Source organism: Lachnospira intestinalis, assembly GCF_040095895.1.
In the GTDB taxonomy this organism is placed as follows: domain Bacteria; phylum Bacillota; class Clostridia; order Lachnospirales; family Lachnospiraceae; genus Lachnospira; species Lachnospira intestinalis.
Window position 1 is genome coordinate 397143 of record NZ_JBBMFS010000001.1, and the last position, 14106, is coordinate 411248.

At 39.6% G+C, this 14106-nt stretch carries 12 protein-coding genes and 1 pseudogene; 11 read left to right on the forward strand and 2 right to left on the reverse strand.

Features of this window, described 5'->3' with window-relative positions; genetic code table 11:
* Positions 1 to 66: 66 nt before the first annotated feature.
* Complete coding sequence (locus WMO37_RS01920) at positions 67 to 375, forward strand: type II toxin-antitoxin system RelB/DinJ family antitoxin (protein ID WP_349154194.1); 309 nt, start codon at positions 67 to 69, stop codon at positions 373 to 375.
* Positions 372 to 701, forward strand: a complete 330-nt coding sequence (locus WMO37_RS01925) for a type II toxin-antitoxin system RelE/ParE family toxin (protein WP_349154195.1) — start codon at positions 372 to 374, stop codon at positions 699 to 701. The genes WMO37_RS01920 and WMO37_RS01925 overlap by 4 nt, the downstream gene beginning before the upstream one ends.
* A gap of 74 nt (positions 702 to 775) precedes the next feature.
* Here WMO37_RS01925 and WMO37_RS01930 read toward each other — a convergent pair.
* Positions 776 to 880 (reverse strand): annotated as a pseudogene (locus WMO37_RS01930) (helix-turn-helix domain-containing protein); the annotation flags it as partial.
* 546 nt (positions 881 to 1426) lie between these two features.
* Between WMO37_RS01930 and WMO37_RS01935 the strand changes: the two are divergent.
* From WMO37_RS01935 to clpB, 6 genes are all read left to right on the forward strand, one after another.
* On the forward strand, positions 1427 to 1684 hold the full coding sequence (locus WMO37_RS01935; protein ID WP_349154196.1) for an AbrB/MazE/SpoVT family DNA-binding domain-containing protein: 258 nt from the start codon (positions 1427 to 1429) through the stop codon (positions 1682 to 1684).
* Positions 1685 to 2029, forward strand: coding sequence for a putative toxin-antitoxin system toxin component, PIN family (locus WMO37_RS01940; RefSeq protein WP_349154197.1), 345 nt, complete (start codon positions 1685 to 1687; stop codon positions 2027 to 2029).
* A gap of 7 nt (positions 2030 to 2036) precedes the next feature.
* Entirely contained in the window at positions 2037 to 2384 is a 348-nt protein-coding gene (locus tag WMO37_RS01945; RefSeq protein WP_349154198.1) for a hypothetical protein, read from the forward strand.
* Between the two features lie 240 nt (positions 2385 to 2624).
* Complete coding sequence (locus tag WMO37_RS01950; RefSeq protein ID WP_349154199.1) at positions 2625 to 4310, forward strand: ABC transporter ATP-binding protein; 1686 nt, start codon at positions 2625 to 2627, stop codon at positions 4308 to 4310.
* 123 nt (positions 4311 to 4433) lie between these two features.
* Positions 4434 to 4874 carry a tyrosine-type recombinase/integrase gene (locus tag WMO37_RS01955; protein WP_349154229.1) on the forward strand — a complete coding sequence of 147 codons (441 nt, stop codon included), beginning with the start codon at positions 4434 to 4436 and terminating at the stop codon, positions 4872 to 4874.
* Positions 4875 to 5187: 313 nt separating this feature from the next.
* Positions 5188 to 7797, forward strand: coding sequence for an ATP-dependent chaperone ClpB (clpB, locus tag WMO37_RS01960; protein WP_349154200.1), 2610 nt, complete (start codon positions 5188 to 5190; stop codon positions 7795 to 7797).
* Between the two features lie 95 nt (positions 7798 to 7892).
* On the opposite strand, the gene WMO37_RS01965 is transcribed toward clpB, so the two are convergent.
* On the reverse strand, positions 7893 to 8072 hold the full coding sequence (locus tag WMO37_RS01965) for a DUF4250 domain-containing protein (RefSeq protein ID WP_331464603.1): 180 nt from the start codon (positions 8070 to 8072) through the stop codon (positions 7893 to 7895).
* 172 nt (positions 8073 to 8244) lie between these two features.
* On the opposite strand from WMO37_RS01965, the gene WMO37_RS01970 reads away from it, so the two are divergent.
* From WMO37_RS01970 to WMO37_RS01980, 3 genes are all read left to right on the forward strand, one after another.
* Positions 8245 to 10980 carry a hypothetical protein gene (locus WMO37_RS01970; RefSeq protein ID WP_349154201.1) on the forward strand — a complete coding sequence of 912 codons (2736 nt, stop codon included), beginning with the start codon at positions 8245 to 8247 and terminating at the stop codon, positions 10978 to 10980.
* A gap of 13 nt (positions 10981 to 10993) precedes the next feature.
* On the forward strand, positions 10994 to 12100 hold the full coding sequence (locus tag WMO37_RS01975; protein ID WP_349154202.1) for a DUF4422 domain-containing protein: 1107 nt from the start codon (positions 10994 to 10996) through the stop codon (positions 12098 to 12100).
* Positions 12101 to 12172: 72 nt separating this feature from the next.
* A complete protein-coding gene (locus WMO37_RS01980; RefSeq protein WP_022433300.1) occupies positions 12173 to 14101 on the forward strand; it encodes a BMP family ABC transporter substrate-binding protein in 1929 nt (642 codons plus the stop codon).
* The last annotated feature ends 5 nt before the right edge of the window (positions 14102 to 14106 follow it).

Sequence of the window (14106 nt, forward strand, 5' to 3'; positions counted from 1 at the left end):
ATTGTACGGACATTTGCATATAATAAAGATAGATGGAAACACTACTCACGAAAGGAGATGCTTTATATGGCTGCAAAATCAGCAAATTTATATGCAAGGATTGAACCGGATGTCAAAGAAAAAGCTGAAAGTATCCTGTCTACACTTGGTATCCCTGCTTCCAGTGCTATTAATATGTTTTATAAACAGATTATCTTACAGAGAGGACTTCCGTTTGAAGTAAAAATACCATCTGCCAGACCTGTTGACATCGGCACATTATCAGAAGCAGAGTTCAATGAAGAATTGGAGAAAGGATATGCGGATATGCAGGCTGGACGGACAAAAAATGCGAAGAAAGCTTTTGCGGACATTCGCAAGGATTATGGTTTATGATGTATGAAGTAGAAGTATCCGAACAGGCTGACAGTGATTTGAGAGGGATTTTTGAATATATTGCTTTTGAATTACAATCGCCGGAAAATGCAAGCGGACAACTTGATCGTCTGGAAGAACAGATATTAAGTCTGGATACGATGCCGGAGCGTTATCGAAAATATGAAAAAGAACCGTGGAAAAGCCGTGGACTTTGTGTATTACCAGTAGATAATTATGTAGTACTTTATATTCCGGACAGCGATAAAAAAGTTGTAACAATACTTAGAGTAATGTATGTCGGACGGGACATAGACAATCAGTTAAATTTCTACACAAAGCAATAAAGGATATGATTTAAAGCAGTTTTTCATTTATGATTGACTGCTTTTTTCATACACAAAAGAGATTAAAATTGTTATCAAAGATATCTGTTCACATTATGCGACATACCAATAATATCATTGGGGGGGGTACAGGATAATATATCACACAGCGTTTCCAATGTTGCGGTTGTGATGTTCTTATTGTGCTTTAAATTGAAATGTTATATTATTAAAATAAAGATAATACATAAACTGGGTATTCAAATCGCAAAAAAATTTTTTTGAAAATTTTTAAAAAATATAAAACTTTTTCCAGACCCTGCGTGTCTGATATATAGATAACTCAATAAGACGTTGAAAAAAAGGAGTGCACTTATGAAAAAAGAAGAAATTACAACACTTGTACAGAAAATAAGTGAATAATCTGCGCCCAAATGAGCCGCCTGTCCGTTGCAAGTGAGCCACGATTCCATTTTGCCGTGAGCCATCATTCCGGTCACAATGAGCCACTTGTTTTCATGATGTGAAATTTATCTAGTTGCATGGAGTGCCGTGAATGCCCATTTTGACTGGGATTGCGGGATTTTAAGATTTTATCTGATTTTATTAAAAATCGACAAAAATCAAAAAAATGGTGTCAAAATTGGTGTCAAATTACACATAAAGGGTTGATGTTTTTATAAAAAGGGATATACTTAATATGTAAGGAAAGTAAGGAATACATTACTGTTGAAAGGAGTTTTTATATGGAATTAGCAAAAGTTACATCAAAAGGTCAGGTTACTATACCTATAGAAATTCGTAAAAAATTGGGAATTAAAAATGGAGATAAGGTACTGTTTATTGAAGAATCCGGCAGAATCTATATAATGAACTCTTCCATGGACGCTCTTCGTGAAGCGCAGCAAGAATTTGCGGGAGAAGCAGAAAGACTTGGGTTAAAAAATGATGAAGATGTTATGGATATGATAAAGGAGTTTCGGGAAGAAAGTGTGGTGAAGTAAATGAGAATTATGCTTGATACAAATGTATTAATATCCGCATTACTGTTTCCCGGTGCAAAGATGAATGCAATGATGAATTGCATATTTACACAGCATGAACTTGTGTTATCATCTTATGTTGTAAATGAGTTAAAGAGTGTTATAAAAAGAAAATTTCCTCAAAAAGAATTGGTAATTGATAAGTTATTAATGGTTATGAGCTTTGAATATGTCTATACTCCAGATACCTTAGAAGAAGGTCTTTTTAATATCAGGGATATAAAAGACTATCCCGTATTATATACGGCTATTATAGAAAATGTGGATATTCTTATTACCGGTGATAAGGATAAGGGGCAGTCTTGAAATAGAAATGTCAAACTTAAAGGGACTGGCGAAGCTCACCAGAAAAGGTGATTTACAGAGAAAGATTGACGAAAAGACGGATTATATCAACCGATTAAAGGTAGGACTCTCAAACATGGTTCGTAATAGCGGTTTTGAAAACATGAACGAGTTCCTGCTGACATTCAGAGAATGCAGGAATGCTTATACGGATTATCAGAGACAATACGAAAGCTGGAAGAATGCCTGCAGAAAACCGGATACACCTACGCATAAGGATGAAAAACTGTCGGATAAACTTGCAAGACTACAAAGGAAAGCCGCTGAAAACCAGAACAGTATCAGCAGGCAGACAAAGAACAGAGGGGCAAGATAATATGCCCTTTGTTTTATATTCTTTTGACGGAATTACGATAGAATATTGGAACTTAGCATGATATAATAATAGAAAATTTTTAGGAAGAGGTGAGAACGATATGAAAATTATCCGAGATAACTACTCAGTACAGTTGATGTAAACTGTTGGCAGATTGTGCTGAGGTTAAAAGAAACTTGCTAGCAGTCGTTGACTGTACTGTCCTAATGCTTGAAATACAATCTATAAAGGAGTACAGTTATGCGTTATATAAAAGAAATATTAAAGAAAAACAGAATATGGGTATTAGTCTACATTGGGCTAGGTATATTTAATGCATTTATGGCTAATTACAAGGCTGACTATTTCCAAAAGGTCATTGATGGATTGGCTGATAGAACACTTGCATTTGCAGGAGTTGCAACATATGGTTTTATTTTGCTGGTAAATTATTGTATGAATTATTTGGATAATTATCCTGAAAAGAAATTGGAACATGGTATTTATCTGGATTTTAAGCTTTTGTCCTTTAGAAAAATAAGTACAATTGATTATACAGAATACCAGAAAATAGGTACAGGCAAACTTGTTCAAAGGATTGAGAATGGTTCAACAGCAGGAAGAAATGTATTATTCAATTTCTGGTTGCGTTTGATTCGTGACTTACTTCCTACCATTGGTTTTAGTATATACTTTATTTGGAAAATAGATGAAAAAGTCACTTATGTACTGTTTGTAGGCTATGCGTTTATTTTTATAATAACCAACATTCTATTAAAGTTTCTTTACAAAATAAAAGAAAAGATTTTGAATAGTGAAGAACTATTAAATCACTATTTGGTCAGAGGCTATATGGAAATGTTGGTATTTCGTATGAGTAAACAGTTCCCGAATGAAATAAAGAAGACTTGTAATGCAAAAGAGGATATTGTTTCGTCAAAAGTAAAAATGAATATGATTCATGAAGCATTCTTCACAATATTTGCACTACTTGTGGCAATGTTAGACATTGGTATTCTTTTTTATGCATGGAAAACGAAAAACCTTACAGTAGGTTCTGTGGTTGCACTAATTGCACTGATTGAAAATGCTTATACACCAATTGCCATTTTTAATGTACTTTATGTCCAATATAAATTGGACAAGGCGTCGTATAAGAGATTTGAGGAATTTTTAGGCTTAAAAGACGATGTTCAATTAAGAAACGGTAACGCAATAAATACAAATGTTGGAAAAATTGCAATAAGAAATTTATCATTCCAATATGAGGAACGAAAAATTATTGATGGCTTGAGCCTGTCAATACAAAAGGGAGAAAAAATAGCTTTTGTAGGAGAAAGTGGTTCTGGAAAATCGACCTTGATTAAGATTTTATTAGGGTTGCTAAAATATAATCAGGGAGAAGTTCGCTTAGGAGACATGGAGTTAAAAGAAATTTGTCTTAATAATCTGTATGATAGAGTTAGCTATCTATCACAGGATGCCCCTGTTTTTGACGGAACAATAAAAGAAAATCTGGTATTTGAGAAACAAGTGTCAGTAGAACAAATGCTAGGGGTATTGAGTGAAGTGCAACTATCTCATTTAGTTGAAAATCTTGCGGAAGGTTTAAATACTGAAATTGGTGAGAAAGGTACTTGTTTATCGGGTGGAGAAAAACAAAGACTTGCATTAGCTCGCTTGTGGTTTGAAGACTCCGAACTTGTCATTTTGGATGAAGCAACATCTGCAATGGATAATTTAACAGAAGAAAATGTAATGAAATCAGTTATGCAAAAAATGAAAGATAAAACTGTCATTGCCATTGCACATAGATTAAATTCCATTGCAGGTTTTGACAGAATTATTCTCTTTAAAGAAGGGAGGATTGTTGGACAAGGTACTTTTGAAGAACTACTACATACAGATTCTTATTTTATGGACTTGTATAATGCGAATGTGAAATAATTGTTTTTTAGGTCGAAACTTGTAAAAATACAAAGGGGCTGTTGCTCTTGCACTTTTTTAATTGTTAGAGTAGCAGTCCCTTAGTGTAAGTTTCATGTATGTTTACCTAAGACAGATTCAGGTATACGCACTATTCCCATGACAAATGAAGTAAAATCGGCTTTTCAGAGACAGAGACAGGTTAATTTTATGATGGGAATTGACAGAAATATTACAGTGGAAGGATATGACGGATTTATATTTACGGCAAAGACTGGAAGACCATTACAGCCGTCAGCAGTTAACAATATTTTGTATAATATTGTAAAAGCATATAATAAGGATGAATTGAAGAAAGCGAAAAAAGAACACCGTAAGGCAGAACTGCTTCCAAAGTTTTCAGCCCATGTTTTAAGACACACAGCCTGTACAAGAATGGCTGAAAAGGGAATGGATATAAAGGTGCTTCAATATTTGATGGGACATTCTTCCATTGATATTACAATGCAGGTGTATAACCACATTACGGATATGTCACGTGTTAAAAATGAAGTTGTGAAGATGGATGAAGCAGTAAACGCATGAAAAAAAATAAAAATTGGTGTCAAATTGGTGTCAAACAGCAAAAATGACAGATTTTCAAAAAATTAAATGCACGCAACCCCAGTAAAATCAAGGGTTGCAAAAATTAAATAAAAAAATTAGCACTCACCTCTTGACAGTGCTAACAACATGTGATATAACACAATTAAGCCTTGGGTGTTACATAACAAATAGAACAATAAAACAGCAATCATAAAAACAAAAATCCTGCATGAATCGAAGAAGAAAAAGGCTGGCAGGAATGGTTTCAAAGTGATTGTATACAATAGAGAATGAGAAAAAGGAGGCAGAAACTATGAACATTAACAAGTTTACACAGAAGTCCATTGAAGCGGTGAACCAGTGTGAAAAGATTGCTTACGATTATGGCAATCAGGAAATTGACCAGGAACATTTTCTTTACAGCTTAATGACAATAGACGATAGTCTGATTGCAAACCTGATTGAAAAAATGCAGATTAATAAAGAAGCATTTATTTCCAATATTGAAACACTGCTTTCACAAAAAACAAAAGTATCCGGCAACGTACAGCTTTACGTGAGCAATGACTTAAACAAAGTATTAATCAATGCCGAAGACGAAGCAAAGCGCATGGGAGATGCGTATGTATCTGTTGAACATCTGATGCTGGCAATGATTGCATCACCCAATAAGCAGATTAAGCAGCTCTTTAAGACCTACGGTATTACAAGAGATTCGTTCCTTTCCGTACTGGCAACGGTCCGTGGTAATCAGTCCGTAACAAGTGATAACCCGGAAGCAACGTATGACACGCTGGCAAAATACGGACAGGATTTAGTTGAAAAGGCAAAGTCCGGTAAGTTAGACCCGGTTATCGGCAGGGATAATGAAATCCGTAATGTTATCCGGATTCTTTCAAGAAAAACAAAAAACAATCCGGTGCTGATTGGTGAACCGGGTGTCGGTAAAACAGCCGTTGTCGAAGGTCTGGCAGAGCGGATTGTCCGTGGCGATGTACCGGAGGGCTTAAAGGATAAGAAAATCTTTGCGCTGGATATGGGCGCACTGGTAGCCGGTGCGAAGTATCGTGGCGAATTTGAGGAACGTTTGAAAGCGGTGCTTGATGAAGTCAAGAAAAGCGAAGGGCAGATTATTCTGTTTATTGATGAAATCCATACGATTGTCGGAGCCGGTAAGACAGAAGGCTCTATGGATGCAGGCAATATGTTAAAGCCAATGCTTGCGCGTGGTGAACTCCACTGTATCGGTGCAACAACACTGGATGAACACCGTCAGTACATTGAAAAAGATGCGGCACTGGAAAGACGGTTCCAGCCGGTTATGGTTGATGAACCGACCGTTGAAGATACCATTTCTATCTTACGTGGTTTAAAAGACCGTTATGAAGTATATCACGGTGTAAAAATTACAGACGGCGCACTGGTATCTGCGGCAACCCTTTCAGACCGTTACATTTCCGACAGATTCCTGCCGGATAAAGCAATCGACCTTGTCGATGAAGCCTGCGCAATGATTAAGACCGAACTGGATTCTATGCCGGCTGAGCTTGATGAATTACAGCGTAAGGTCATGCAGTTAGAAATTGAAGAAGCTGCATTGAAGAAAGAAACCGACAATCTCAGTAAGGAACGTCTGGAAGCCTTGCAGAAGGAATTATCGGAAATGCGTTCTGAATTTAAACAGCAGAAGGCAAAGTGGGACAATGAAAAGTCTAGTGTTGACCAGATTAGCAAGATCAAAGAAGAGTTAGAACAGGTCAACCATGAGATTGACGAAGCTAAGAGAAATTACGATTTGGAAAAGGCGGCACAGTTACAGTACGGCAGACTGCCGGAGGTTCAGAAACGTCTGGAAGAGGCCGAAAAGAAGGTACAGAATAAAAATCTGGATTTGGTACATGAGAGTGTTACCGAAGAAGAAATTGCAAAGATTATTTCCAGATGGACAGGAATCCCGGTTGCCAAGTTAAGCGAATCTGAACGGGAAAAGACCCTGAATCTGGATACACTTCTGCATAAGAGAGTTGTTGGACAGGACGAGGCTGTTACGAAAGTAACAGAGGCAATTATCCGTTCAAAGGCAGGCATTAAAGACCCGACCAAACCGATTGGTTCATTTCTGTTCTTAGGACCTACCGGTGTCGGTAAGACAGAGCTTGCAAAGACACTGGCAGAGAGTCTGTTTGATGATGAAAGCAATATTGTCCGTCTTGATATGTCAGAGTACATGGAGAAATATTCTGTTTCGAGATTAATCGGAGCGCCTCCGGGATATGTCGGATATGATGAAGGCGGTCAGCTGACTGAGGCAGTCAGAAGAAAACCGTATTCTGTTGTTCTTTTTGATGAAATTGAAAAGGCACACCCGGATGTATTCAATGTATTGTTACAGGTACTTGATGACGGACGAATCACCGATTCGCAGGGCAGAACGGTAGACTTTAAGAATACAATTATTATTATGACAAGTAATATCGGTTCAACCTATCTGCTGGACGGTATTGATGAAAATGGCGGCATTAAGCAGGAAACAGAAGACCTCGTTATGAATGATCTGCGCGGACATTTCAGACCAGAATTTTTAAACCGTCTGGACGAGATTATTCTGTTCAAGCCGCTCACAAAAGACAATATCGGCAATATCATTCATCTGCTGATTGCAGACGTCAACAGACGTCTGGCAGACAAGGAATTGCAGGTACGTCTGACAGATGCGGCAGAAAGCTATATTACAGAACACGGCTTTGACCCGATGTACGGCGCAAGACCGTTAAAGCGTTACGTTCAAAAGACGGTAGAAACACTGGCAGCAAAGTTAATCTTAAAGGGTGACATCAATACGGGTGATGACATTGTGATTGATGTTGTAAACGGTGAACTTACGGCAAGAGCCGAGGGCAGAAAAGCCATCGAAGAAAAATAAAACAGCAGTAAAGAGCATAAGATTATAAAAAGCAAAGAAAAGGCGGGTGGTACTGTTATATTTCAGTGCCACCCGCTTTTTACGTGCGCCAAACATCAGATAAACTGATTGCGTGTAGTATCGTATTCGTAATCAATTCCTTTTAAAGTCTGTACGATTTCCGTTTCATCTACCATAAAGGCTTTGCAGAATTCTGAAAGATTCGGATAAAAGTCGCGAAGCTGTGTATTTGTAAATGAAAGCAGCATAACGGGATCTTTTGGTAACTGAGCCATAGTCATACAATCTCCTTTTGATACAAAACTGCTTTGAAAGCAGTCTGTGAATTTCTGTTGCCTAGCATACCGCAAAAATCAATCATTTTCAAGATAAATATTCACTTGTCTTTTGACTTTGTGGTATACTGACGGTAAATAGGCGAATAGATAAATGTGAATGGAGAGCGATATGATTATTTTAAAAGCGGAAGGCACTCTTGCGGCAGTCTTTCATAAAACAATAAAAGTCATGGAACAGAATGTAGAGTGGAATGAAACATTTGCAATTAATAATAACACGCTGATTCTGCCCGGTACATTAAAATCGTTGTTTTTCAGTTTTGATAATAAAAAAGTGCTTGGAAATGTCATAGAAGAACCCATTAAAGAAGAACCACGGCTAATGCTTGGAAATGCCCTGCTTGAAAATACCATTAATTTAGTTCTTTACATATTTGGTAAGTGGGGAAAAATTAAAGGGCTAACCGTTGAAAAGGATTACAGACAGTTAGAACAACAGATGAATGACATCCTGCGGGAAGTAGAAGTACAGGCATCCTTAGATGCCACGCAGTGCCGTTTCTATCATGAGGGAATACGCATTACCTATGAAGAAGTGATTGAGCGGATTTTAGAATACATGAAGCCGGATTATCTAAATGAGGAGGAAGAAGAACAAGACGATACGGAGATTCACGATGTTTCCGACTGGGAGAAAAAGTATCAGCTCGGATTGTGGCATAAAATTGTCTGGAAATCCTACGAAACCAGTATTAGCAAAAAGAAGTTATCCGCCAAAGAGCGGGCGGCAGGGCGAATTGGAAATGACTTTTACATCACGGGCTATCAGTGCCCGGAATGTAAAAAGCCAATGTACATGGTGGTTTATCCGAAAAATAAAGAGTTTCATATCGACACGGACGAGGGCAGGGTTATTCTTGCAAGGGCATATACCTGTATGGACTGTCATCGTTTTTATACGCCAAAGCCCTACAAACTGCTGATGGAAGGCAGTATTTATATGATGGATTTTGAGGACGATAACACGGCGTATGAGGATTATCAGGAACTGCTCGGCGCAGACGGACAGCGTATATCCAACAGCCGGTTTAACCGTTATGAGAGCAGTGCGCTACAGTCCGATTTTGAAAATGAAGCGGATGACCGTCTGGAAGAACTTTATAACAATATGCCTGAAATGTCTGTAGAAGAAATTTTTGATATTGCCGACATGCTGGATTCGGAATTCTATCCGCAGTCCCGGCGGGAAGCAATTGAAGAACAGGTAGACAAAGCGGCGGCAGATAAAGGCATGGACCGTAACGTTCCGCCAAAAAACTGGCAGAAGCACCGGGAAAAAGTGCAGAAAGAAAAACAAAAGAACGAAAAGGCACAAAAGGAAAAAGAGAGGTCAGAATCTGCGCAGGGACGGTCTGATGAGAAAGAACCGTCAGCAAGATACAGTACGCAGAATCTGCAGGAACAGTGGGATGGCGGACAAGTCAAAGACAGGACATTTACGGACAGTCAGACTGCGCCGCAAGACGGAACGAACCGACCGGACAGAGCAGCAGACGATTACGTGACATCACAGGACAAAGCTGCACCGTCTACAGCCGACACCCGGACACAAAAGCAGGGTACACATGTACAGCTGCAGACCAGCGGGGCAGACGCACCGCAGTCACGCAGAACTTCCGAAGAAGAAATTGCGGCTTCCCAGAAGGAAGTGTTGTCTATCGCACTGGCAGCAAAAAGCAAAAGCTATGCGGAATTAAAAAAGGCCTATCATACGATTCTTAAAAAAGACTGTCCGCAGTCGGCCAAAGATAGTGTGGCAGAAAATGTCAAAGACTGGATGCAGAAGCGCGGTGAGAAAGAACTGCAGGTGTTGGTAGAGCATTTTCCACAGCAGTATCAAAAGAAAGTCTATCAGCAGTTTCGTCAAAAATTTGAGGAATATAACGATATTGATAATACAAAATATATGAAGCAGCTTGAGGAAAAGCGTGATATGGCAGAGCAGAGCGCGTTGAAAGCATTTGTCAACCAGCAGAAAATCCGCCCGGGGGATAGAAAAAAGCTGTTGTCACTGGCAGAAGCAATCCGTCCTATGGAATATGAAGAAAAGAATAAACAAATCATCATTGACCAGCTAAAAGACCGCGTAAAAGATATTGACAGGAAAGCAATCGAACAAATCTGTCCGGACATTTTTGAGATGTCCTTTGACGAGGGGAAAGAAGCCTATCAAAGAATTGCGACAGGAGATTTTCTGCCGGAGCTAAAGACGGATATGTTAGGCAGAATCCGCAAGCGGCTTGAAGCCATGAAAAAGGATGAATGCAGAAGTCTTGTCAATAAAATGATTCGCGATACCGGTATTTCGGAGCAGACCATGGAAGGCTTTTATCCGTATGATATCCGCCGCATGAGCAATGAAGCCTGTGAAGATACCGATGCCATTATTGCAAATAATGCACTCAATACCTATGCGGGCGGAGAAGCATTTGAGTATCCGCTTCTGATATTTGATTCAACAAAAGGTGAAAACGGTAAAAAAGGCTTTGTGCTGACACCGGATCATGTCTACTACAATGGCAGTATGATGGCGGGAACGGTAAAGGTGCGTAATATCAAGGAATTTTACGCAGAGAGCGGATTGTTCCACAAGGGCATTTATATCCGTACCATGAATAACGGAGAAATGAAAATTACCGGAAACTACAAGGCAGATAAAGAAAAAATGGAACATTTTCTTGCTAAATTAAACCGCTTTATCCAGTATTTGCAGGAAAAGCCGGAGTCCCGCAGCGTGGAATACCTTGCCGAAGAAAAGCATCCGGTAAAATGCTGTTACCGCTGCGGTTATGTCTATGAGGGCGGCAATATCTGCCCGAAATGCGGCAGCCGCAATAACGACTAAAAGGAGTATACAAATGTTAGTAAAAATATATACAATGACCCACAAAAAATTCGATGTGCCAAACGACCCGATGTATGTTCCGTTACAGGTCGGCGCAGAAGGAAAAGAACCGCTCGGCTATGTGAGGGATAACACCGGGGAAAATATTTCCGCGTTAAATTGTTATTACAGCGAATTGACCGGGGTATACTGGATATGGAAAAACGATACTGAATCGGATATTGTCGGTGTCTGCCATTACAGACGGTATCTGTTAAATGAAAAAGGTGTGATGTTCCGTAAAGAGGAGATTGAAAAACTGCTTTCCGAATATGACTGTCTGACCAGCCGTCTGCTGACACTGGATTTTTCATATCATTACGGATTTTCCGACAATCACAATGTGCGGGATTTGGACGTGACAGGTGAAGTTATCCGTGAAAAATATCCGGAGGATTATCCGCTGTTTGAAAAGCTTGTCCATGAAAACCACACGTATTTTGGCAACATCTGCGTGATGAAAAAGCCGCTCTTTGATGCGTACTGTGCATGGCTGTTTGACATTTTTGCCGAGGTGCGAAAACGGATTAACATCGATTCCTATGACAGCTATCACAAGCGGGTATTTGGGTTTGTTTCGGAATTTCTGCTTTATGTGTGGGTGACAAAACACAAGCTGCGCGCATATGAGTGTATGGTGGGTATGATTGGCGAAAAGGCAGAAACAAAAGAAATGAAACAGCGGCTTGCGGATTATTTTGCGGAAAAAGATATTGTGGGTGCAAAGCAGTATTTTATGGAAATGTATACGAAACGACCGGATGTTTTAATGGAAGCGTCGGACATTACGGGCGATTTGCGGATTTGTATGCAGATAATTGCAACTGCGGAACGGGAGCTTGCCACAACCGGCGGCAGCATTTTAGACAGAAGCTGCACATTTGAAGATTATATGCACCTGTTTAAAACATTAAACGGCATTGTCAGAAGGTACTGCGTAGGCAGACAGACCACAAAGGATAAGGAAATGCTTGCAAAACTGCACTTATCGGAAGAAGCCGTCTATGTTTCCGTGCTTGCATTTTGCAAAGAAAAAGAAAAAACAGCAGAAATTCTAAATCAGATAAACATGGACATTTAGAGTGTAATGTGCTAATTTTAAGATAGAAATGCGTAATACAGGCTGCGTATTGCGGCAGAAATGGAGGGAAGTATGTCAGTTCAGGATTATATGAGTGCATCTAAAATCGGAAAAAGAGCATATCATGCCTGTGTCAACAAAGGCAGGTATCCATATCTTCCGGTATTGGAAAATATTGTAGATGAATCAGACATTGAGGCAGAGGTCAGTCTGGGAATCGACCAGATTCCGCTGCGGCTGGTTGTGGGAACGTGTAATGCGGGACGGACCAATGCCTTTGCAGATAATTTTATGCCGATTCTGGATTGGGGAACGGAATTTTCAGCAAAATGGGCGAGCTTAAGTGACAGCCAGAAAAATGAAGGCATCCGTGACCCGATTAAGGTCTATGAGTATATGAACAAGTTTTATGTACTGGAAGGCAATAAAAGAGTCAGCGTTTTAAAGTATTTTAAGGCTGTGACAGTCAATGCCGAAGTAATCCGTAAAGTGCCGAAGTATTCAGAAGACCCGGATGTTAAGATTTATTATGAGTTTATGGAATTTTATAAATGTACGAAGCTTAATGACATTTATTTCAGCAACGTCGGCAGTTTTCCGACCCTGATGAAGCTGGTCGGCATCAAAAAGGGGGAAAACATGGATGAAGATGCGAAAAAGGATTTTGTATCCTGTTTTCTATCTTTTAAAAACGCATATGATGCCAGAGGAGGCGAACGGTTTGATTATCCGGCGGGCGATGCATTTTTACGCTTTATTCATATTCACGGTTATGAGCATGTAAAGGATATGCTGCCGTCGGAAATGGCAAAAAATGTGGCAAAGACGTGGGCAGAGTTTGAACTGCTTTCTGAAAACAATGCCGTTGAGCTTCGTATGGATCCGACTTTAAACGAACCGAAAAAGAATATTTTAAGTTATCTGCTGCCAAAACCGGGAAATGGAAACAGAAAGCTAAAGGTCGGTTTCATTTACGAAAATACACCGCAGGATTCGGACTGGTGCTATACGCATGAGCTTGGCCGGCAGTATATTGACGATACATTTGGCGATCAGATTGAAACATTAAGTATTACGAATGTCAAACCGGATAAAGATGATGTGGCTGCCATTGAAATGATGGTTAAAAATAAGGCAGATTTAGTTTTTGTGACATCACCGTCCATGATTATGGCCTCTTTAAAAGAAGCGATTGCGCATCCGGAGGTCAAGATATTGAACTGTTCGCTGAACACGTCACACAAATATATCCGTACCTACTATGCGAGAATGTATGAAGCAAAGTTTTTGACGGGACTCATTGCAGGTGCGTTGACTGATAATGATAAAATCGGTTATGTAGCAGGGTATCCTGTGTACGGTGTGACGGCAAATATCAATGCTTTTGCGCTGGGAGCAAAATTTGTTAATCCACGGGCAAAGATTTATCTTGAATGGTCCTCTGTAAAGAATAGCAATCCGGCGGAAGCTTTTAAAAGAGAGGGTATCCGTTATGTATCGGATCAGGATATGATTACGCCGACCAGTACGGCACGCAGGTTTGGATTGTACAGCATAGATGATGAAACAACCCAGCATATCGCGATGCCGATGTGGCACTGGGGTGCATTTTATGAAAAACTGATTCAGAGTATTTTAAGCGGCTCATGGAACAGGGAACAGGATGCAGATAATGTAAAAGCGCTTAATTACTGGTGGGGACTGTCTGCAGATGTGGTTGACCTGATTATGTCAACGAAGCTTCCGGTAGAAACACAGCGGATGGTTACAACCTTTAAAGAGATGATTTCAAAAGATTTATTTGAACCTTTTGCGGACGAATTAAAAGATCAGAAAGGTAAGGTACGTAATCAGAAGGGCAGGGATCTGACACCGGAACAGATTATTACCATGGACTGGCTGCTGGATAATGTGATTGGTAAAATACCGGAACTGGAGGAGCTTGAAGAAGGCTGTGAGCCGATTGTAAAGGCACAGGGCATTATTCACCACGGATTATAAATGTA

Excerpts from the sequence above, each read along its gene's own strand:
- WMO37_RS01920 (WP_349154194.1), top strand. The coding sequence starts at position 67 with ATGGCTGCAAAATCAGCAAATTTATATGCAAGGATTGAACCGGATGTC.
- WMO37_RS01925 (WP_349154195.1), top strand. The coding sequence starts at position 372 with ATGATGTATGAAGTAGAAGTATCCGAACAGGCTGACAGTGATTTGAGA.
- WMO37_RS01935 (WP_349154196.1), top strand. The coding sequence starts at position 1,427 with ATGGAATTAGCAAAAGTTACATCAAAAGGTCAGGTTACTATACCTATA.
- WMO37_RS01940 (WP_349154197.1), top strand. The coding sequence starts at position 1,685 with ATGAGAATTATGCTTGATACAAATGTATTAATATCCGCATTACTGTTT.
- WMO37_RS01945 (WP_349154198.1), top strand. The coding sequence starts at position 2,037 with ATGTCAAACTTAAAGGGACTGGCGAAGCTCACCAGAAAAGGTGATTTA.
- WMO37_RS01950 (WP_349154199.1), top strand. The coding sequence starts at position 2,625 with ATGCGTTATATAAAAGAAATATTAAAGAAAAACAGAATATGGGTATTA.
- clpB (WP_349154200.1), top strand. The coding sequence starts at position 5,188 with ATGAACATTAACAAGTTTACACAGAAGTCCATTGAAGCGGTGAACCAG.
- WMO37_RS01965 (WP_331464603.1), bottom strand. The coding sequence starts at position 8,072 with ATGGCTCAGTTACCAAAAGATCCCGTTATGCTGCTTTCATTTACAAAT.
- WMO37_RS01970 (WP_349154201.1), top strand. The coding sequence starts at position 8,245 with ATGATTATTTTAAAAGCGGAAGGCACTCTTGCGGCAGTCTTTCATAAA.
- WMO37_RS01975 (WP_349154202.1), top strand. The coding sequence starts at position 10,994 with ATGTTAGTAAAAATATATACAATGACCCACAAAAAATTCGATGTGCCA.
- WMO37_RS01980 (WP_022433300.1), top strand. The coding sequence starts at position 12,173 with ATGTCAGTTCAGGATTATATGAGTGCATCTAAAATCGGAAAAAGAGCA.